Source organism: Halobacillus ihumii, from assembly GCF_902726645.1.
GTDB lineage: Bacteria > Bacillota > Bacilli > Bacillales > Halobacillaceae > Halobacillus_A > Halobacillus_A ihumii.
Genome location: NZ_CACVAO010000001.1, coordinates 753,833 through 774,935, shown reverse-complemented (window position 1 = coordinate 774,935; position 21,103 = coordinate 753,833). Strand labels below are relative to the sequence as shown.

At 41.7% G+C, this 21,103-nt stretch carries 18 protein-coding genes and 1 other RNA gene; 12 read left to right on the top strand and 7 right to left on the bottom strand.

The window, feature by feature from the left end; genetic code table 11:
- Positions 1 to 38 precede the first annotated feature (38 nt).
- Genes G6R08_RS04120 through G6R08_RS04110 form a run of 3 tightly spaced genes read right to left on the bottom strand, consistent with a single transcriptional unit; the run spans position 39 to position 3,599 of the window.
- The gene (locus G6R08_RS04120) at positions 39 to 1,925 is read right to left on the bottom strand and encodes a PTS fructose transporter subunit IIABC (protein WP_163526807.1); all 1,887 of its coding nucleotides are present in this window, start codon (positions 1,923 to 1,925) and stop codon (positions 39 to 41) included.
- Positions 1,912 to 2,853, bottom strand: coding sequence for a 1-phosphofructokinase (pfkB, locus tag G6R08_RS04115; protein ID WP_163526806.1), 942 nt, complete (start codon positions 2,851 to 2,853; stop codon positions 1,912 to 1,914). Before pfkB ends, G6R08_RS04120 begins: the two co-directional genes overlap by 14 nt.
- Positions 2,850 to 3,599 carry a DeoR/GlpR family DNA-binding transcription regulator gene (locus tag G6R08_RS04110; RefSeq protein ID WP_163526805.1) on the bottom strand — a complete coding sequence of 250 codons (750 nt, stop codon included), beginning with the start codon at positions 3,597 to 3,599 and terminating at the stop codon, positions 2,850 to 2,852. Before G6R08_RS04110 ends, pfkB begins: the two co-directional genes overlap by 4 nt.
- Before the next feature lie 258 nt (positions 3,600 to 3,857).
- Between G6R08_RS04110 and secG the strand changes: the two genes are divergently transcribed.
- From secG to rnr, 3 genes are all read left to right on the top strand, one after another.
- Positions 3,858 to 4,091 (top strand): preprotein translocase subunit SecG, encoded by a 234-nt coding sequence (secG, locus tag G6R08_RS04105; RefSeq protein WP_163526804.1) that lies wholly within the window; start codon positions 3,858 to 3,860, stop codon positions 4,089 to 4,091.
- 171 nt (positions 4,092 to 4,262) lie between these two features.
- Positions 4,263 to 5,006 carry an alpha/beta hydrolase gene (locus G6R08_RS04100; protein WP_163526803.1) on the top strand — a complete coding sequence of 248 codons (744 nt, stop codon included), beginning with the start codon at positions 4,263 to 4,265 and terminating at the stop codon, positions 5,004 to 5,006.
- A 42-nt stretch (positions 5,007 to 5,048) separates the two neighbouring features.
- Positions 5,049 to 7,337: a ribonuclease R gene (rnr, locus tag G6R08_RS04095; protein ID WP_163526802.1), complete on the top strand. Its 2,289-nt coding sequence runs from the start codon at positions 5,049 to 5,051 to the stop codon at positions 7,335 to 7,337.
- Between the two features lie 57 nt (positions 7,338 to 7,394).
- Here rnr and G6R08_RS04090 read toward each other — a convergent pair whose 3' ends face one another.
- Positions 7,395 to 8,282: a GNAT family N-acetyltransferase gene (locus G6R08_RS04090; protein ID WP_163526801.1), complete on the bottom strand. Its 888-nt coding sequence runs from the start codon at positions 8,280 to 8,282 to the stop codon at positions 7,395 to 7,397.
- 125 nt (positions 8,283 to 8,407) lie between these two features.
- On the opposite strand from G6R08_RS04090, the gene smpB reads away from it, so the two are divergent.
- Both smpB and ssrA read left to right on the top strand, forming a co-directional pair.
- Positions 8,408 to 8,872 carry an SsrA-binding protein SmpB gene (gene smpB, locus G6R08_RS04085; RefSeq protein WP_079527050.1) on the top strand — a complete coding sequence of 155 codons (465 nt, stop codon included), beginning with the start codon at positions 8,408 to 8,410 and terminating at the stop codon, positions 8,870 to 8,872.
- Positions 8,873 to 8,962: 90 nt separating this feature from the next.
- Positions 8,963 to 9,323, top strand: a transfer-messenger RNA (tmRNA) gene (gene ssrA / locus G6R08_RS04080).
- Positions 9,324 to 9,457: 134 nt separating this feature from the next.
- Here ssrA and G6R08_RS04075 read toward each other — a convergent pair.
- Positions 9,458 to 11,212, bottom strand: a complete 1,755-nt coding sequence (locus G6R08_RS04075) for an alkaline phosphatase D family protein (protein WP_163526800.1) — start codon at positions 11,210 to 11,212, stop codon at positions 9,458 to 9,460.
- Between the two features lie 367 nt (positions 11,213 to 11,579).
- On the opposite strand from G6R08_RS04075, the gene G6R08_RS04070 reads away from it, so the two are divergent.
- Positions 11,580 to 12,374 (top strand): DUF2935 domain-containing protein, encoded by a 795-nt coding sequence (locus G6R08_RS04070; protein WP_163526799.1) that lies wholly within the window; start codon positions 11,580 to 11,582, stop codon positions 12,372 to 12,374.
- A gap of 217 nt (positions 12,375 to 12,591) precedes the next feature.
- The gene (locus tag G6R08_RS22240) at positions 12,592 to 12,717 is read left to right on the top strand and encodes a hypothetical protein (protein ID WP_275897923.1); all 126 of its coding nucleotides are present in this window, start codon (positions 12,592 to 12,594) and stop codon (positions 12,715 to 12,717) included.
- A 73-nt stretch (positions 12,718 to 12,790) separates the two neighbouring features.
- On the opposite strand, the gene G6R08_RS04065 is transcribed toward G6R08_RS22240, so the two are convergent.
- Positions 12,791 to 13,150: a DUF2512 family protein gene (locus G6R08_RS04065; protein ID WP_163526798.1), complete on the bottom strand. Its 360-nt coding sequence runs from the start codon at positions 13,148 to 13,150 to the stop codon at positions 12,791 to 12,793.
- Positions 13,151 to 13,290: 140 nt separating this feature from the next.
- Positions 13,291 to 14,211 (bottom strand): UDP-N-acetylmuramate dehydrogenase, encoded by a 921-nt coding sequence (gene murB, locus G6R08_RS04060; RefSeq protein ID WP_163526797.1) that lies wholly within the window; start codon positions 14,209 to 14,211, stop codon positions 13,291 to 13,293.
- 339 nt (positions 14,212 to 14,550) lie between these two features.
- On the opposite strand from murB, the gene G6R08_RS04055 reads away from it, so the two are divergent.
- The 5 genes from G6R08_RS04055 to G6R08_RS04035 all read left to right on the top strand — a co-directional run bounded on the left by G6R08_RS04055 (position 14,551) and on the right by G6R08_RS04035 (position 21,101).
- Positions 14,551 to 15,381, top strand: a complete 831-nt coding sequence (locus G6R08_RS04055; RefSeq protein ID WP_079527040.1) for an MIP/aquaporin family protein — start codon at positions 14,551 to 14,553, stop codon at positions 15,379 to 15,381.
- Between the two features lie 42 nt (positions 15,382 to 15,423).
- On the top strand, positions 15,424 to 16,917 hold the full coding sequence (gene glpK / locus G6R08_RS04050; protein ID WP_163526796.1) for a glycerol kinase GlpK: 1,494 nt from the start codon (positions 15,424 to 15,426) through the stop codon (positions 16,915 to 16,917).
- A gap of 217 nt (positions 16,918 to 17,134) precedes the next feature.
- On the top strand, positions 17,135 to 18,829 hold the full coding sequence (gene ilvD / locus G6R08_RS04045) for a dihydroxy-acid dehydratase (RefSeq protein WP_163526795.1): 1,695 nt from the start codon (positions 17,135 to 17,137) through the stop codon (positions 18,827 to 18,829).
- A 64-nt stretch (positions 18,830 to 18,893) separates the two neighbouring features.
- On the top strand, positions 18,894 to 19,469 hold the full coding sequence (locus G6R08_RS04040) for a histidine phosphatase family protein (protein WP_163526794.1): 576 nt from the start codon (positions 18,894 to 18,896) through the stop codon (positions 19,467 to 19,469).
- 279 nt (positions 19,470 to 19,748) lie between these two features.
- Positions 19,749 to 21,101 (top strand): aspartate aminotransferase family protein, encoded by a 1,353-nt coding sequence (locus G6R08_RS04035; protein ID WP_163526793.1) that lies wholly within the window; start codon positions 19,749 to 19,751, stop codon positions 21,099 to 21,101.
- Positions 21,102 to 21,103: the final 2 nt, after the last annotated feature.

Sequence of the window (21,103 nt, the reverse complement as noted above, 5' to 3'; positions counted from 1 at the left end):
ATAGGTATTTAGTGCAAAGATACCCTAACTATACTATTTTAAGCCTTTCGCATGTCTTTTTTCAAGAATCCTACTATAATTGCAGCCACAATCGAGCCTATAAGGATAGCCAGGATGTACAGCAGAGCTTGTGTTAAGCCGCCCTGTACTAACCCAATGACAACGATTCCGCCATGCGGTGCTGTTAGATGAATGGTGAAAAGCGCTGTTAGCATCCCAGTTATTGCAGATCCGGCAACCATGGACGGAATCACTCTTCCAGGGTCTGCGGCAGCAAATGGGATAGCCCCTTCAGTAATGAAAAAGGCACCGAGAGCATAGGCTGTTTTTCCAGTTTCGCGTTCCTGATCAGTATATTTGTTTTTGAACAGTGTTGTTGAAATAGCCATAGCTAATGGTGGAACCATTCCTCCGGCCATGACAATGGCAATAAATTCATAATTTCCGGCCTGAAGCGTAGCTAACCCAAAGGTATAGGCTGCTTTGTTAATAGGTCCCCCCATGTCTACGGCCATCATTCCTCCTAAAATCAATCCGACAAGAGCAATGTTGGCGCCGCTTAGTCCTTCAAGCCAGCTCAGCAGGCCAGTATAGATGCTCGTTAAAGGAGGGTTGATCAGTAACATGATCATTCCTGTCCCAAAAATCGATAGCACGGGATAAAACAGAACGGTTTTGAGTCCATCAAGTACGTCTGGCAGTCCTGCCAGTAGTTTCTTAATTCCGACAGTCAGGTAACCAGCAAGGAAACCGGCAATTAAACCACCTAAAAATCCAGAGCCTGTACCGTCTGTGCCGGATGTGATAGCAATTAAGCCCCCAACCATACCAGGAGCAAAACCAGGTCTATCGGCAATGCTGGAGGCTATGAAACCTGCTAAGACAGGAACGAGCAGGAACATGGCATTACCGCCGCCAATTATGCTTAGCATCTCAGCAAAGCGATTGTATTGATCACTCTCCGGGTTAGCTGCGTTAATCCCGAAGAAGAAAGAGATCGCAATGAGAATACCTCCGCCGACTACGAATGGAAGCATGTTTGAGACTCCATTCATAAGGTGCTTATAAAATCCTGTTCGCTGATTTTTGTCACCAGAGGAAGAGTCAGAACTGTTTTGATCTCCTTGATAAATAGGAGCATCTTTATGGACCGCTTTATTGAGTAAGTCTTCTGGTTCATGAATGGCCTTCGCTACTGGAACTTCAATAACTGGTTTTCCATTAAAACCGCTCATATCCACTTTCGTATCCGCTGCAACGATAATCGCGTCAGCTCCGGCGATGTCTTCTTCAGTCAGGCGGTTTTTTACACCACTTGAGCCATTGGTCTGTACTTTAATATTGACTCCCATTTCTTTGGCCGTATCTTTAAGTTTATCCGCAGCCATGTACGTATGAGCGATCCCAGTAGGACAGGCAGTTATGGCAAGGATTTTTCCGTCAGGAGAAGTTGTTTCTTCCTCATCTTCCTCTGCCTCTTTCGCGTTGATCGCTTCAATCACATCACTTTCTGTTTTAGCATTTTCCAGCTTAGCACGGAAGTTCTTATCCATTAAGAACGATGATAAACGAGATAGTGTTTCTAAATGGGTTTGATTCGCTCCTTCAGAGGCAGCGATCATAAAAAAGAGATTGGTGGGCTGACCGTCTAAGGACTCATAATCAAGACCTTCTTGTGAGCGTCCAAAAGCAATGGCCGGTTCAGCAACCGCGGAAGTCTTGGCGTGCGGGATTGCAATTCCTTCTCCAATACCTGTAGTACTTTGTTGTTCGCGAGCCTCGATCGCCTTTTTATATTCTTCTCGATCAGAGAGCTTCTCGGCTTCGTCCAGCTTACCGATTAACTCATCAATCGCTTCTGCCTTTGATGAAGCACTCATATTAAGAACGATTGTTTTCGTTGTTAATAGATCAGTAATCTTCATTTGTGTTTCCCTCCTTAAGAAGTGGGGTGATCGTTATTTGATTTACCAAATTTTCTACATCTGATTGATGGCATAAGTCATCCTGGAAAGCTGTAGCGCTTCCGGCAGCTACTCCATATCTAAAGGCTTCTTTCATGTCCTTGTTTAAAGAAAGAGCAGAGATAAATCCAGCAACAACTGAATCACCAGCTCCTACTGAGTTTTTAACGTTTCCTTGAGGCACGGTCGCATGCATCTGTTCCTCTTCATTAACATAAACAGCGCCTTCTCCCCCCATGGAGACGATCACATGTTTAGTACCTTGGTGAATAAGCTTGTGGGCATAGTAAGCAGCTTGTTCTTTTGTTTCAATGGTAGTGTTAAACAAGGTTCCAAGCTCATCATCATTTGGTTTTAACAAAAACAAAGATTTCCCAACTAGTTGTTTCAATGCTTCACCAGAAGTGTCTGCCGCAAGCAATACTCCATTGGTTTCACAGATTTCGGAAACTTGGGAATAAAAATCTTCAGGGAGAGAGGATGGCACACTTCCTGCCAGAATGAGAATATCATTTGTTTTCATCTTTTTAAATTGCCACAGCAATTCATCCAGCTGCTGGGGATCTATATCTGGACCTGGACCGTTAATTTCGGATTCTTGATCATCTTTTAGCTTGACGTTAATCCGTGTATATTGGCCTGTATCAACAAATTTGTGCTGAACGTCTTCTTGGTCTAGGAAGTCGGTAATGAACTTGCCTGTAAATTTTCCAAGGTAGCCAAGTGCCGTGTTTTTTACAGAGAGTCTAGCCATTACCCGTGAAACGTTAATCCCTTTTCCACCTGGATAATATAATGTCTTATCTGCCCGGTTCAACCTGCCAAGATGAACTTGGTCAACGTGCATAATATAGTCTATTGAAGGATTTAAAGTACAAGTATAGATCATGGTGTCACAACCTTTAAGCTAGTTTTTTCGTTATAAGAAGCAGATAAAGCGCCTTGATAATTTGTAATAATGCTTGCTTCTGTTAGATCAGCAATTTTTGAAAAGGCGACTTCCTCAAACTTGGAGTGATCAGCCAGGACAAACCGCTTTTGAGAAAGAGATAACGCCGTGCGTTTAATGACTGCTTCCTCAGGATCAGGAGTAGTAAAACCGTCTTCAAGTGTAAGACCGTTTACACCAAGAAAACATTGATCATATCGATATTGCTCTAAGTTTTTCAAAGCCATGGTTCCAATTATTGCTTTAGTCCGCTGCTTAACAAATCCTCCAAGAATATACGTGGGAATCGAATGGCTGGTAAGTGCATGAAGATGATTCAATCCATTGGTAACGACAGTAATGTCTTTATCCGATAAATGGGGGATCATTTCGTAAGTTGTAGAACCGGCATCAATAAAGATACAATCTCCATCTCGGACCATAGATGCAGCCATGGTTGCAATGGAGGTCTTTTCCTGATGGTTTTTGGTTGTTTTTTCACGTAGTGTTGGTTCCTCACTTGTGGCTTGCCTTAACGATGCACCACCATGTACTCGCTTAAGGTTCCCTAACTGCTCCAATTGATCCAGATCGCGTCTGATCGTCGATTCAGAGGATGTAGTATGTTCTACAAGCTGTTTGATTGTAACGGTATGATGTGCTTGAATCAGTTCAAGAATTAGCCTATGTCGTTCTGGTGTTAACAATCAAGCTCCTCCTCTCTTATTCCTTTTAACTATATTTTAAAGTAAGCCTTTACAAAAATCAATCATAATCAATCAAATTTAATCATTATCAGTCAATGTATTTTCAAAAACAGTCACAAGGTAATTCGACGATCTATAATTTTCCAAAAATATTCATTTGATTTCCTTTTAATCATCTAAATTTTCTTGCTGATTAGGGGCTTTTATGCTACATTTAAAAATAGTTACTTGTGCGTCTTTAGGAGGTGTTGGCACATCATGGAAACACTTGCGATTACTCTATTAGCAATTGATACGATTGCCTTAATTGTTCTTGTGCTATTACAATCTGGTAAAAGTGCCGGGTTATCTGGAGCTATCTCTGGAGGAGCTGAACAATTGTTTGGGAAACAGAAAGCACGCGGAATCGATGCCGTACTTCATCGGGCAACTGTTATAACAGGAGTCTTATTCTTTGTCCTTTCTTTTCTGGCAGCTTACGTCTTAGGATAGTCTTAAATAAATGAATGAAAAGCCGTGCTTTTTTTACATAAGCACGGCTTTTTTAGTGGAATAAATAAATCTGATGTGATTTGTGACTGAATTTGGTAAGATAGAAACATTGCAAATCAGGAATGATTTTTTCCATTTAAGGAAATAGTTGAAGTAAGGAGAGCAAACGATATGAAAATAAAACAACCAGAACCATTTACATTTGAAGCGGGAGATCGTGCCGTGTTATTACTTCACGGATTTACAGGCCATTCTGCTGATGTACGGATGCTTGGCCGGTTTCTTCAGAAGCATGGGTATACAAGTCATGCCCCCATTTACCGTGGCCATGGACAGGAATTAGAGGCGTTGAATGATGTGACACCAGAGCAATGGTGGACAGATGTTAAGGACGCATTGAACCACTTACGCGAATTGGGATATGAACAAATTGCAGTGGCTGGTCTGTCATTGGGTGGAGTTCTTGGGTTGAAACTTGCATACTCAGAGCCTATTAAGGGTATCGTGACAATGTGTGCACCCATGTTCTTTGATAATGAAACGCAGCTGACCCAGGGCTTCCAGTTTAAAGCGAAACAATATAAACAATTAGAAGGAAAAGACAAAGATACTATTGAGGAAGAAGTCCAGCAATTATTAGATGAATCAGAAGATATGTTTAAACAGCTCGGACAATTCATCACCAGTGTTCACGATGAAGTCGACCAAATTTATACGCCGGCTTTTATCGTTCAAGCTGAACAAGATGAGATGATTAATACAGAAAGTGCTAATTATATTTATGAGCAAATAGAGTCCGATCAAAAGGATATCAAATGGTACAAAAACTCTGGCCATGTGATCACAATGGATAAAGAAAAAGAACAGCTTCATGAGGACATCCTCGCATTTCTTGAATCTCTTGATTGGTCTTAAGGACCAGAGTCTTGTCCTTTGCTTAAAGGAGGTAAGACGAAGATGAACAATGAGTTATTACAAAAAGTACGTGAACACTTTAATGAAAAAGCTTCTAAACCTTTGTCGGTGAGTGAACTTGAAGAAGCGCTTGAGCTTCAAGGATCAGACGAGTTCAAAGACCTGATGAAAGCCCTGAATCAATTGGAAGAACAGGGTGAACTTGTTCGAACGAGGAAAAACCGCTTTGGACTGCCGGAGAAAATGAATTTAATCCGCGGCAGGATCCAGATGCATGCAAAGGGGTTTGCGTTCCTGCTCCCGGAAGACGATAGTAAGGATGATGTTTATATCCATCATTCTGATTTACATTCAGCCATGAATAATGACACGGTGCTCGTCCGCGTTGAAAAGAGGGACGAGAATGGCCAACGCCCAGAGGGGACGGTTATCCGAATTGTGGAACGTGCTACCACGCGAGTGGTCGGAACATTTGAATCAAGCCGTAACTTTGGATTTGTGGTGGCCGATGATAAACGGATTCCCAATGATATATTTATCCCTAAAGGTCAAACAAATGGTGCAATAGAGGGGCATAAAGTCATTGTATCGATTACTAAGTTTCCTGAAGAGCGGATGAGTGCGGAAGGGGAAGTTGTGGAAATACTGGGTCATAAAAACGATCCAGGGATCGACATCATCTCGATTATTCATAAGCATGGCATCAAGACTGAATTTCCAGAAGAGGTTCTTGACCAGGCTGGCCAGACACCTGATCAAATCTCAGAAGATGAGATTGGCAGTCGCCGTGATCTCCGTGATGAGATGATTGTGACGATTGATGGAGCAGACGCTAAAGACTTAGATGATGCGGTCACAGTTAAAAAACTGGATAATGGCCATTATAAATTAGGTGTCCATATTGCGGACGTTACGTATTATGTTGACGAGAATTCTCCTATTGATAAAGAAGCTAAGGAACGGGCGACAAGTGTATACTTAGTTGACCGAGTGATCCCGATGATCCCTCATCGGTTATCGAATGGGATCTGTTCGCTTAACCCTCAAGTGGATAGATTAACGTTATCGTGTGAAATGGAAATTAACAGCCAAGGTGATGTAGTTGGGCACGAAATTTTCCAAAGTGTCATTAAAACGAACGAACGGATGACGTATCGTGACGTTAATTCGATATTAGAGGATAATGATGAAGAACTCATAGAAAAGTATAAAGATCTTGTGCCGATGTTCCGTGAAATGGAAGGACTGGCTGCTACGCTGCGAAAGAAGCGGTTTGGTCGTGGTGCGATTGATTTTGATTTTAAAGAAGCCGGTGTGATTGTTGATGAAGAAGGCAAAGCTGTTGACGTTAAAATTCGTGAACGTTCTGTAGCTGAACGTCTGATTGAAGAGTTCATGCTGGCAGCTAACGAAACAGTAGCTGAGCACTTCCACTGGATGGACGTGCCGTTTATACACCGTGTACACGAGGACCCGGATGAGTCTAAATTACAAAACTTCTTTGAATTTGTAGCTAATTTAGGATTTGCAGTGAAAGGATCTGCCGATAACATTCACCCTCAAGCCTTGCAGAAAGTACTCGAAGAAGTGAAAGAAACCCAGGAAGAAATGATTATTTCGAAGCTGATGCTTCGCTCTATGCAGCAAGCAAAATATGATCCACAGAGTCTCGGCCACTTCGGCTTATCAACAGAGTTCTACACCCATTTCACCTCACCGATTCGGAGATACCCTGATTTGATCGTCCATCGGCTAATTCGAACGTATTTGGTGGAAGACAAATTGGATTATAATACTCGGAAGCATTGGAAAGACCAGCTCCCTGAAATCGCCAAACACTCTTCAGAGATGGAGCGAGCTGCTGTTGATGCTGAGCGGGAAACAGATGATCTGAAAAAAGCGGAATACATGGAAGATAAAATCGGCGAAGAGTATGAGGGTGTAATTAGTTCAGTAACAAGTTTCGGGCTATTTGTAGAGCTGCCTAATACGGTAGAGGGGCTTGTACATGTGAGTACACTAACCGATGATTACTACAATTTCCAGGAAAAGCAATTTGCCATGATCGGTGAGCGAACAGGCAACATGTTTAGAATCGGTGACGAGATCACCATCAAGGTTGTCAACGTAAACTTAGACGAAAGAGTGGTTGATTTTGAAGTAGTTGGGATGAAACCTAGAAAACAACGGGAACGTAAATCTCGCCCAACTCAAATTCAATCAAAAGCTCCTGAGCAGAAAAAAAACAAGAAAAAGAAAAAGCAAAAAGGAAATAAACCTTTTTATCGTAATAAAGGACTTCCTAAAAAGGGAAGAAAGAAAAAGAAGTAAATTTACCTTTTATTATATAGACTAAGCGCGCGGTAAGTTACTGCGCGCTTGGTTCTGTCAGGTTGCTAACCCGTAAAGAATCCATGGGTCCTGGACTTCGTAAGGGCTTAAATCAGGTATTTGTTTAAATCCTTCTTCTGAGAAGTCGATCCAGCAGCCGTAATTGTCCTTATTCTTTTTCCAGTGATCATAGATGGTCTCAAAAAACCCGGGCTGTTGATAATGATCGTTCCAAAAATATTTAACATGAGAATACTGATACTTCTTTTGGTCATTTTTGATTAATACAAATCTTGTTTGAGCTGGATTCACATACATACAAGCATCTTCTAAGTATTTCTCTGTGAAAAGCACTTGATCGTACGGTAAAGGGTAATAACATTCATAAGGAAACAAACCAAGGGCGTTATCTGACAAACTGAGTAAGTAGGAGAGTTTCTCTTTTATATCATAAATTTCTCCCCAAACTTTTCCAAGAGTATGACCGTTTAACTTCTCAGGTGATGTTAAGGTCAAGTAATGACTTACCTGGCCTGGCTGCAATCCTATCTTTTCAAGTACTTTCCGAGTAGGGTAGTTTGAGAGATGAGTGTTTGCCCCAATCCATTTGACTTCAGGCATATCTCTTAGTTCCTTGATTACTTGAGAAAGCAACGCAGTAGAATACCCTTTTGAACGAAGGGTGAGGTCGCTTCTTAACCGTCCAATCATGGCATATTGGTTACTCCCGAACAAGCTGTACCCCCCAATAGAGACCAACTGCCCCTCGTGAAATAAGCCAAATAGCTCCTGGGTGCTGGAACTAATCAAGCGGTCAAAAACACGGATCACATAATCATCATCGATTCCTGTATTCATCTGTTTTACAGCAGGTAAATCATGAAGTGTTAGTTTTTTGACAGGCATGACCTGGGAGTTCAATGTAATCGCTCCTTTTGTTAACATTTGTAAAGTATCATCTCACACCCTCGTTAAGAGTGTCCATAATAAGGTTTTCTCATAAGATTCAAATTGGATATACATCAGATATTTGGTACAATTAAATTCACGTATTAGAGGAGGAAATCGCTATGCCAAGAGGAAATGGAAAGACCATCGCGCAAAATAAAAAAGCGCGTCATGATTTTTTTATAGAAGAAACCTTTGAAGCGGGGATTGTCTTGCAAGGAACCGAAATTAAGTCGATACGGGCAAGTCGTGTAAACTTGAAAGATAGCTTCGCACGTATTCGTAACGGAGAGGTTTATTTGCATAACCTTCATATCTCCCCATATGAACAGGGCAATATTTTTAACCATGATCCTACTAGAAGCCGTAAACTTCTGCTTCATCGGAAACAAATCAACCAGCTGATTGGTCAAACCCAGCAAAAGGGATATTCTCTCGTTCCCCTGAAGATTTATATAAAAAATGGAGTAGCCAAGGTACTAATTGGCCTAGGAAAAGGGAAGAAGAAATATGATAAGCGTGAGGACCTAAAACGTAAGCAGGTTAATCGTGAAATCGACCGGGCTATTAAGGACAGTTTAAAGTAGCTGCTTGATTTTTAGTTCAAATGTGCTATAATAATTATGTCGCAAACAAAATATGAATAAAGAGCTTGATGCTCTATCCTTAATCCTAACGGGGACGTTACGGATTCGACGGGGATAGGTCGAGCTTGGGTTGCAAGTCGAGCGACGACTCGTAAAACGTCATTTGCCTATAATAACTGGCGAATCTAACGATAACCTAGCTGTAGCTGCGTAAGTAGTCTATAGCTGATCCTTCCTGGCATCGCCCGTGTGCTAGATGAAGGGTCTCAAACTGAAGCGGGCTACGCGTTTTTCCACCGCCTGAGGAAAGACGAAGAGACTAATCAGGCTAGCTGCTCGGAAGCCCGTTGATAGGCTGAAGAGACAGTGAAAGATAATATATCAACTACGCTTGTAGAAGCCCGAGTGCCGATATCTCCGGACGTGGGTTCGACTCCCACCGTCTCCACCAATACATAATTTGGTGGCTGAATACAATAATTAGTGCGGTCTTACCATAACGGTGAGGCCGCTTTTTATGGTTTCCTTACATAGATAAAGCAGGCGTTACCACGCCTGCTTTTTTTGCATAGGTTTATGTTCAAATTAGTTAGGAAGTTTACTCTTTTGTTTTTTAACTTGCTTTTTATGCGCACGACTATGTGCTTTATACCGATCCTCCTCAACTTCATTGGAGGATTTTTTACCTTGGGGAACAGTGTGTTGTGATACTTCTCTAATACCAACTTGATCTTTTTCATATACGAGAGAGGCTCGCGTCGAAATGTCTGCTCCTGGTTCTGTTACATATGGAAGAACACGATAGTCCGCTTTCCATTGATGGGGTGTTACGTGGCAGCGAACATAACCACGAAAATCGTTAAAAAATCGAATGTGTTCATTTAGGTTTAAAATCCGATCCGTGTCTGCCCGCTTATCTGAACCGTTTCCACCTGAGGTAATGGAAGTCCCAACGAATTCCGCCCCATAAATGTGCGAATCAGGTTTATTAAAATCAGCAATTAAGTTCGAGGCCCAGTTTGCATGGACATCTCCTGTTAGGACAATAAAATTATCCATATCTTTGCTTTTCACGAAGTCGGTAATTCGCTGTCGGGCAGGAGTGTATCCGTCCCAGCCATCCATGCTGAACTTTGGTTCTTCTGGACTTGCACCGTAGTTTCGTTGAGCAAAGAAAATCTGTTGGGCCATGACGTTCCAATTAGATTGTGATTGGCCAAGATTTTGAAGCAGCCAATTCTCTTGTTTCTCCCCGAGAAGGGTACGTGTTGGATCAAGAGATTCAGGTGTTTGAGGAGAACTTGTGTCTCCATTTGCCTGGTCAGAACGATATTGGCGTGTATCCAGAACAAAGAAATTGGCTAAATCACCATAGGAGAATTGGCGATATAGCTGCATATCAGCACCATGAGGCATGGAAGACCGTCTCAGCGGCATATGCTCGTAATACGCCTGATAAGCAGCGACACGTCGTTTTACAAATTCTTCAACGGACTGCCCATTTTCCGGAATCATATCAGCGTAGTTGTTTTCCACTTCATGATCATCCCATGTGACAACCCATGGAAAAGCAGCGTGTGCTGATTGTAGATCCTGATCAGTTCGATATTGTGCATGACGATTTCGGTAATCATTCAGCGTTTTAATTTCTGGACCACTATGGTCTCTGACGTTACCTGTACCGGATATATATTCATTTGGACCATATTCATATATGTAGTCACCCAAATGAAAGACAAGGTCGAGGTTTTCTTTAGCCATATGTTTGTAGGCTGTATAATACCCATGTTCGTATTGCTGGCAAGAAGCAAAGGCAAAAGTAAGACTTGATATGCTGGCACCAGCTGAAGGTATCGTTTTAGTTTTACCTACCTGGCTAAGCTCGTGACCTGCCTTGAAACGATAAAAATATACGGTATCTGGCTGAAGTCTGTCTACTTCTACATGGACAGAATGAGCTAGTTCTGGTCTGGCTACTTCTGTGCCACGCTGAACAATATGGCGGAAGTGCTCATCTTTAGCTAACTCCCATTTCACCGGAATATTGTGCCAGGGAACTCCGCCGCCATTAAGAGGTTCTGGAGCAAGTCTCGTCCAAAGTACAACACTGTCAGACAAAGGCTCTCCAGAAGCAACTCCAAGAGAAAAAGGATAGCTGCTGAATTTCGCAGCAGATGCGTCAACCTTCAATCCACCCATCGATTGAGCGATTACGAGTCCGAGGGAAAGACCTGCAATTTTTCCTGCCCCTTGCAGAAAATCTCGTCGGTCGAAGTTTTTCGATTGACTTTCCTGATTTAACTGTTCGATCCATTGATTCAATGGTTTTTCTTGTGACATGTTACCTTCACCTCTCTAATTCTAAATTAGTTGTTTCGTGTTTTATGATAGAGGTTGATTATTAATGAGTTGTTAATTGTTGTAAATCGTCGTGAAATGGATTTTTTTAGAATAGATCGATACTCATAGAACAAGGGAACAAGTTAATTTGCTTATTTTACCAATAGTAACTAAAGTGGCTCATTAATATTGAGCAATTAATTCATTTTTCATAGTCATTGAGTCATATTTTTCTTTATTCGGTATTAAAGAAAATAAAACATTTAATCTATGAGAGGTAGTCGACAAAACCCCAGGGGACTGTCATATTTTTTAAAAAGGTTAGATATGCTTTTACTATTATGGAATCAAAAGGGGAGAGGACCTGATGACGGATTTTCAACAAACAGCTAAATTTGAGCATGGATTTTGGCTGCAAGTGTTAGGGGACCACGCTCGCTTTATTCATGACTCACTTGCACCAGAAGAAAAAGAAGAAATCAAAATGGCTAAACATTTCATTCAAGTATTTGATCATCTTCTGGCAAGGGTTCCAGAAGGAGACTTTATAGAATTAAGTAAACAGGCTGATGAAGCGGGCAAGAGGCTAAGGGAGTTTAAGCTTCATATTATTGAGCTGCATCTGATAGGGAAGATTAAGATAGGGTTGGGTCCAACCTTCATCAATCATATGGTGAATGAATTGGAGGAGTATTTACGGATCTTGACTTATTTGAAAAAAGGAGAAGTACCACCTGTGTTTCATGAACTGCATCACCATTTACTTTGGCTGTTAGATGCAGCGGGTCATGCAGGAGCCATCTCAGATAATATGGATCGAATTGAAAAGAAGATCAAATCAAAAAGTGATCACTTTACTAAAGATTTTGAAGATTTCTACTTAAAGGCCGTTGAAATGACGGGATTCCTACGAACAAATCTTTCCTCTTTTCCAGCACTAGAAAGATTTAATCATAATGTCTCCCTTGAAATGAAGCTTTTCAGCAATTTTCTTAATGAAATCGAAGAGTTAGAGTTAAGTAAGGAGGCGTTAGGGACATTTGCTCCTCTAATGGCTGACCATATGATGAGGGAAGAATGCTACTATTTGATCAAGCTTTCAGAATCGACCGAGCTTCAGCGGCCAGAATGCGACCCCACTAAACCTCGTCTCCAAGCATGAGATGTGTGTATGAAAAAGAACTTTAAAGTAAGAGAAGTCCATAATAGGAGAGTTCATGTGCGACATGAGCTCTCTTTTTTATTGCATAATGAGCCCATCAAAGGAAATCATATAAGCAAGTGAGAGGTTTATACATAGATTGTTAAGGTGAACGCTCCATAGTTTAATACTGTCATTTAGTGAGAAATTGGATCAAAAAACGAGGAGCTTGGTATAAATGGTTCGAATTTGTGAAATATGCGGTAGAATTCAGCAAACAGCTGGAGATAACCTGTTTGAACACACCTACGATAGTTACGATGTATGTGAGATGTGCTTAGAGGATCAAGAATTCGGATTTTGACCATGAATAATCCTTGAATAACAATACAAAGCATGAAAAATACCGAAGCTGTCTCTGCTTCGGTATTTTCAAATTATGCTGGTGATTTAGCTGTTTTTCGGGAACCGATAAGATATTTGTGAAGAAAATACTCACACACTCCGATGACTAAGGAAGTAATGAGGGCCCCTGTAAACGTAACCTCTGCCCCCATAAATATATTGGATAATGCCCAAATAATGAGGAAGGATGTTATGAAATCTAACAGAGTACTTCTCCATAATGAACCCTGGTCGTTAAGCAGCATATATTCCATAACTAATCCTACTGCTAACAGAACGATGGAAACTATGATAGGCTGCCATATTGAGCCATAATCGACACCGGCTAAACAATACATAGCTAAGATGAGTACAATCGGAAGGGTAACGATTTTGACTAAAAAGCTTGTCATAAGTTTGTATGCTCCTTTATATAACTTCACTGACTATTATCTTTTAAATTGTAATTTTTATTCAGCAAGTCATGCAGCCAAAAGGGCAGCAGTTTGAAAATCATAAAAAAACTGCGCACCCGATGGATACGCAGCTACATTTATTCTTTATCTTCTCCAATAATTCTTACTTCTCGTTCAAGTTCAACACCAAATTTATCTTTGACTGTTTGTTGTACATGTTCGATCAAAGAAATATAATCTGTTGTTGTTGCATTATTTTTATTGATGATAAAACCGGCATGCTTCGTAGAAACTTCAGCCCCGCCAATGTTCGTTCCCTGGAGCCTGCTATCTTGAATAAGTTTGCCTGCAAAGTATCCAGGCGGGCGTTTAAAGACACTGCCGCAAGACGGGTATTCCAGTGGCTGTTTAGATTCCCGTTTATAAGTGAGGTCATCGACTACAGCCTTAATGTCCTCATATTTCGCAGGTTTCAAGTTAAAAGTCGCCTCAATTACAATGTCCCCATTGTCTGGTATGTTACTGGTGCGATAGTCCAGATCTAATTCTGTAGCCAGCCGCTTCACAATATCTCCGTTCTTATCTACAACATAAGCGTAGTCCAGGACATCTTTAATTTCTCCACCGTATGCCCCTGCATTCATGTAAAGAGCTCCCCCAACTGTCCCAGGGATTCCGCAGGCGAATTCAAGGCCAGATAAACGTTGTTTCATGGCAAATAATGAGGCATCGATAATGCGAGCACCACTTTGAGCTACCAGCGTATTTTCTTCTGTAGAAATGTCATCAAGGTGCTTGAGGTTGATGACGATTCCGCGGATACCACCGTCTTTAATAATTAAATTTGATCCGTTGCCAAGCAGTGTGAAGGGGATATCCTCTTCATTAGAGAATTTTACAACTTTTTGAATTTCCTCATAAGTTGTCGGCGTGATAAAGAAATCGGCTTTTCCGCCAAGTTTTGTGTAGAGATGGTTCCTTAAGTTTTCTTCTGGTTTTATGTTTTCTGCCTTTACAAGCTCTAATAATTTATCGTACGTTTTTTGTTTATTAAACATGAACACCATTCCTATTTCCAAGTTTTCTTCATTACTGAAGTTTATAATAAAATGGGCGATAATCAAAGTTATTTTTATACAATTATATCGCAGTAAACGTAAAATAATCCTTTCTAAAACATTCTTTTCTGAATTAAGCAATCTTAACCAATTTGATTAAATCTGTTGACAGCGTTTACACAATGGTTTAAATTGTAATTAACAAGTTAACTACGTGATGGAGATCTGGAGACTCACACTAATTTTAGTACTTTATTTTTTAGAAAAGTACTGGCATTTTAGTGGTGGGTCTTTTTTTTGTCTTCAAAACGAGGTTAATGGAACAAAAGGAGTGAGCTTATGTCTGAATTTGTTGCTGAAGTACTGGGCACGATGATTCTGATTATTTTGGGCGGCGGAGTAGTCGGTGGAGTCGTGTTGAAAGGCACCAAAGCAGAAGGTGCCGGCTGGGTTGTGATTACGATCGGCTGGGGGCTGGCTGTAGCTATGGGTGTTTATGCAGTTGGTAATTTTACAGGAGCGCATATTAATCCTGCTGTCACACTAGGCTTTGCAGCAGCTGGAGAATTCCCTTGGTCGAAAGTGCCGTTATACATTAGTGCGCAAATGCTTGGTGCTTTTATCGGCGCTGTAATTGTATTCTTTAATTATTTGCCACATTGGAAAGAGACAAAAGATCAGGCAGCAAAACTGGGTGTATTTGCGACAGACCCGGCTATTCGCAGTCCGTTTTCTAATTTAGTTAGTGAAATAGTGGGTACATTTGTCCTGTTGATGGGATTGATGTTTATTGGTGCTAATGATTTTACAGAGGGCTTGAATCCATTGATTGTTGGGGCTTTAATTGTAGCGATTGGAATGTCCTTAGGGGGAGCCACTGGGTATGCGATCAATCCTGCCCGTGACCTTGGCCCGAGAATCGCGCATGCGCTGCTGCCGATACCAGGGAAGGGAGGATCTGATTGGAGTTATGCATGGATCCCTGTTGTAGGTCCCATTTTAGGCGGAATCTATGGTGCTGTCTTTTACCGGGCCTTGTTCCTAGGAGAATTCACGCCATTATTTTGGGTGTTAAGTGTGATCATGGCCTTCATTTTATTCGGTGCAGCGAGAGCAGAGTTGAAGAAAGGTGAAACCGCTGCAGATAAAATTGAGGAAAAGATAGTCTAATTTAACCTGACTTAAATACTATAATTGGAGGGTGATTTTCAAATGAGTGACACATTCATTTTATCGTTAGATCAGGGTACGACAAGTTCACGAGCCATTTTATTTAATCAAAAAGGAGAAATTGTTGAAACAGGTCAACAGGAGTTTGAGCAATTTTTCCCTCAACCAGGCTGGGTGGAGCATGACGCAAATGAGATTTGGACATCGGTTCTTGCCTGTGTGGCGGAAGTTCTTAGAAAGGCCGACGTTGAGCCTGATCAAATAGCTGGAATCGGTATCACAAATCAACGAGAAACGACGGTAGTTTGGGATAAACATACTGGAAAACCAATTTATAAAGCGATCGTTTGGCAATCCCGTCAAACGGAAGGCATTTGTAAGGATCTGCGCGAAAAAGGACATAATGAGCTTTTTAAAGAAAAAACAGGGCTATTGTTGGATCCATACTTTTCAGGAACAAAGGTGAAATGGATTCTGGACCATGTCGAAGGGGCCCGCGAAAAAGCAGAAAAAGGTGATCTGCTGTTTGGAACTATGGACACATGGCTCGTCTATAAGTTGTCTGGCGGAAAGACCCATATTACAGATTATTCAAATGCTTCCAGGACGTTACTTTTCAATATTTATGATCTGAAGTGGGATGATGAATTATTAGAAATTCTGGACATTCCAAAAACAATGCTCCCAGAGGTGAAACAATCTTCAGAAGTGTATGCGAAGACAGTTGATTATCATTTCTTCGGGCATGAGGTTCCGATCGCTGGAATTGCTGGAGACCAGCAAGCTGCCCTGTTTGGTCAGGCTTGTTTTGACAAGGGAATGGCTAAAAACACTTACGGCACGGGTTGCTTTATGTTGATGAATACTGGAGAAGAAGGGGTAACTTCTAAGCATGGGTTACTGACAACGTTGGCGTGGGGAGTTGACGGAAAAGTAGAATATGCGCTTGAAGGAAGTATCTTTGTAGCTGGTTCAGCTATTCAATGGCTCCGTGATGGTTTGCAACTGATTGAAAATGCGCCGCAAAGTGAAGACTTCGCGACAGAGGTTGACACTACGGAGGGGGTTTACTTCGTTCCAGCCTTTGTTGGTTTAGGGACACCTTACTGGGATAGTGATGCCCGGGGAGCTGTGTTTGGATTAACTCGAGGAACGACCAAGGACCATTTCGTTCGGGCAACATTAGAATCGCTTGCCTATCAAACGAAAGATGTTCTCGATGCTATGATTGCTGATTCAGAAATTGATGTAAGCACATTACGTGTGGATGGCGGTGCTGTAAAAAATGACTTCTTAATGCAGTTTCAGAGTGACATTCTCGGTGTGCCTGTAGAGAGGCCCGTGGTTCAGGAAACAACAGCATTAGGAGCAGCTTATCTTGCTGGATTGGCCGTCGGATATTGGAAGAATAAAGAGGATATCGCAAAACAATGGAGGAATGACCAGACATTCGCTGAAACCATGGAAGTTGAAAAACGAGAGCAATTGTACAGCGGCTGGAAAAAGGCCGTAGCTGCTACCAGAGAGTTTAAGTAGAGCAGAAGATAATATTCTAACACGGCTGGGATCAATACAGCCGGGTTAGAATTTTTTTAAAAAACCAAGGTTGATAAGAACAATAAAGAAAGCGCTTTATTAGATGGAAAGTTTCATATTTTCAGAAAATTGATTGCGAATTTACGCTGAAATCTGTATCATCGTTATAATAGAAAATTATTTTATTTTGTTAGATAGGCAGGAAAGGATGAAGACAATGGCTGAGAAAAAGGATTTACGTATTCGCAGTAAAGTAATCAGTGAAGGTGTGAACAGGGTTCCGAACCGTTCGATGCTACGTGCGGTTGGTTTTGAAGATGAAGATTTTCAGAAGCCAATGATTGGTGTTGCCAGTACATGGAGTGAGGTAACTCCTTGTAATATACATATTGATGACCTGGCAAAAGAAGCAAAGCAGGGAGCAGCCGACAACGGCGGAGCTCCGATGATTTTTAATACGATTACAGTTTCAGACGGCATTGCTATGGGGCATGAAGGGATGCATTATTCTCTGCCAAGCCGTGAAATCATTGCAGATTCTATTGAGACGGTTACGAATGCAGAACGGTTAGATGGTGTGGTTGCCATTGGCGGGTGTGATAAAACGACGCCTGGATGTCTTATGGCGCTTGGCCGCTTAAATATTCCTTCCGTTTATGTTTATGGCGGTACTATTCAGCCGGGTAAGCTGGACGGTAAGGATATCGATATCGTGTCTTCATTTGAAGCAGTGGGTCAGTATCATGAGGGAACAATTGATGATGATCAACTGCATAAGGTGGAGTGTCATGCCTGTCCGGGAGCAGGAGCTTGTGGTGGTATGTACACAGCCAATACGATGGCCTCTGCTGTAGAAGCGCTTGGAATGAGCATCCCTGGTTCGTCTTCTACCCCAGCGGTAAATGATTATAAAGAACAAGAATGTAAGCAAGCAGGCGAACTTGTCATTGAATTGCTTGAAAAGGGAATTTACCCTCGAGATATCATGACGAAGAAAGCTTTTGAAAATGCGGTCACTGTTGTGATGGCGCTAGGCGGGTCAACGAATGCGTTCTTGCATTTAACAGCCATGGCGCATTCAGCCGGCGTTGATCTCTCCCTCGATGATTTTGAACGAATTCGTCTGGAGGTTCCGCACATTGCTGATATGAAACCAAGCGGAAAATACGTAATGCAGGATCTATATGAAAGTGGCGGAGTACCTGCAGTCATGAAGCTGCTGCACGAACAAGGACTGCTGCATGGCGATTGCCTAACCGTAACAGGAAAGACAGTTGCAGAGAACCTTGAAGAAGCAGATCCGTTAAAAGAGGGACAGCAAGTCATCGTGCCATTTGATGAGCCTATAAAACCGAATGGCCCCCTTGTATTATTAAAGGGTAATCTTGCACCAGAAGGAGCAGTAGCCAAAATGTCCGGGCAGAAAATCAGCCGCTTTGAAGGACCCGCACGAGTTTTTGATGGTGAGGCAGAGGCGACAACTGCCATCGTGGAAGACCAAGTGAAAGAAGGCGATGTGGTTGTCATTAGAAATGTAGGTCCAAAAGGCGGTCCTGGAATGCCGGAGATGCTTTCAATCACCTCCATGATTGTCGGGAAAGGTCTTGGAGGTAAAGTGGCTCTATTGACGGACGGACGCTTTTCTGGAGGTTCACACGGGTTTGTAATTGGACATGTTGCCCCTGAAGCGTTCGTTGGCGGCCCGGTAGGCCTGCTTAAAGAAGGCGATACGATTATGATTGATAGTGAAACACAACAGATTAATTTTGACGTAACAGACGAAGAGTTAGAAAACCGTAAGCAAGAATGGGTACAACCTGAGCTGCGACATAAGACAGGTGTACTTGCGAAATATGCTCGACTCGTGTCTTCGGCTTCAAAAGGTGCCGTTACGGATCATGATTTAGACTGATCTGAAAAAAGAGCCCATGCGGCTCTTTTTTTAGGAATTATTTTCGTTAAGAGGAGGTTCTGACATGACCACACTTGGGTTGATTAGACATGGAAGCACACCGTGGAATAAGGAGAAAAGAGCACAGGGAAATTCGGATATTCCACTCGATCAAGAAGGAAGAGAGGACGCATATAAACTAGCTGAACGATTGCAGGATGAAGAATGGGGCCTTGTTTATTCAAGCCCCTTGTTAAGAGCCAAACAGACTGCAGAAATTATAGCTGAACAATTATCTATTCAAGAGATTTTTTTCGATCAGAGAATTAAAGAAGTATCAGGCGGACAAATTGAAGGGACAATTGAAGAAGAAAGAATAGAGAAGTGGGGAGTAAACTGGCGTGACCTTGAGTTAGGAATAGAAAAGCAGCCTGATGTACTAAAACGAGGAAGGTCATTTGTAAACGATGTAGTTACCAACCATCCAAATAAACGTGTGCTGATCGTAAGTCATGGTGGTTTTATTGGACACCTTGTTCAAGGGTTGGACGAAGGTTTTAAAAAGGTTGAGAGTTTAAACAACACTTCTGTTACGATTGTCAATAAATTAGAGGAAAAATGGATCTGTGACCTCTATAATTGCACGAAACATTTGGCTTGAAATTAGTTCAAAAGACCTTATGCTTGGTTTCAAATACAAAAACTTGAAAAATGATCGATTTTCTCCTTAAGGGATGTGCTTAACAAGGCACATCCCTTATTTTTTGTCTTTTTTAGGAAGTTGTAAAGGGTGAAAAAATCTCTAATTATTCAAACACTTTGATTCGATGATTGTTAATGAAGTGGTACACAAGTTTCATTGACATTGATAATCATTATCAACTATGCTAGTCCTGCAAATCAATTGAAAATAATTATCAATTAGTAAAGGAGTTTTTTTATGCTGACACAGCTGGAGAAAAACAATCAATCCTTATTAGATACACAAGAACAACGCGAATCAAATGCCCGTTCATATCCACGTAGAATTCCAATTGCAATCGATAAAGCTCAAGGGATCTTTGTGACAGATATGGATGGGAAACAATACTACGACTGCTTAGCAGGTGCAGGGACATTAGCTCTTGGCCATAATCATCCAAAAGTGGTCGAGGCGATGGAACAAGTGATCAAAGATCAAAGGCCTTTCCACACCCTAGATTTGACAACCCCTGTAAAAGAAGAATTTATAAATGAAATATACGCTGCCCTGCCCCAAGAGTTTGCGGAAAAAGCTAAAATACAATTTTGCGGGCCAACTGGCGGGGACGCTATCGAAGCGGCAATGAAACTCGTAAAAACGGCCACAGGGAAAAGCACAATTTTATCTTTCCACGGAGGATATCACGGATCTACACATGGAACCATGGCGATTAGCGGAACTTTGGGGCCTAAAGAAAAGGTGCATGGGCTTGTGCCAAACACACACTTCATGCCTTATCCCTACGCCTATCGCTGCCCTTTTGGAATCGGGGGAGACGCAAGTCATCAAATAAGCAGCAGGTATATTGAAAACATGTTAGATGATCCTGAAAGTGGAATTTTACCCCCCGCAGCGATGATTTTAGAAGTTGTTCAGGGAGAAGGCGGATCGATTCCGGCAAATATAGAATGGCTGAAGGAAATGCGACGAATAACGGAAGAAAGGAATATTCCGCTTATCATCGATGAAATTCAAACAGGTATCGGCCGTACTGGTAAATTCTTTGCTTTTGAACATGCTGATATTGTCCCTGATGTTGTGGTCTTATCTAAAGCCACAGGGGGCAGCCTGCCATTATCTGTCGTGATTTATGATAAGAAGTTAGACCAATGGCAGCCTGGAGCTCACATTGGAACGTTCAGAGGAAACCAATTGGCTATGGCTGCTGGCACAGCTACTCTTAAATTTATTAAGGATCAGAATCTAGTGACACACGCTGAAAACATGGGTGATCGATTAATGGGCTTGTTAACAAAGGTGCAAAAAGACGTACCAGAGCTAGGGGATGTCAGAGGCAGGGGGTTAATGATCGGTGTTGAAATAGTAGATCCAACGTTAAAACCCTCTTCTGACGGAAGTTTTCCTGCTAATCCAGAACTTGCTAGTGGCATTCAGAAAAATTGCTTAGAGCGAGGTTTGATTGTAGAGGTTGGCGGCAGACATGGGAGTGTTGTCCGTTTGTTGCCTCCGTTGATCATTACCAAACATCAAGTTGACGACGTGGCAAATATCATAAAAGAATCTATACTTGCTGGATTAGAAAAGGGGTAGTG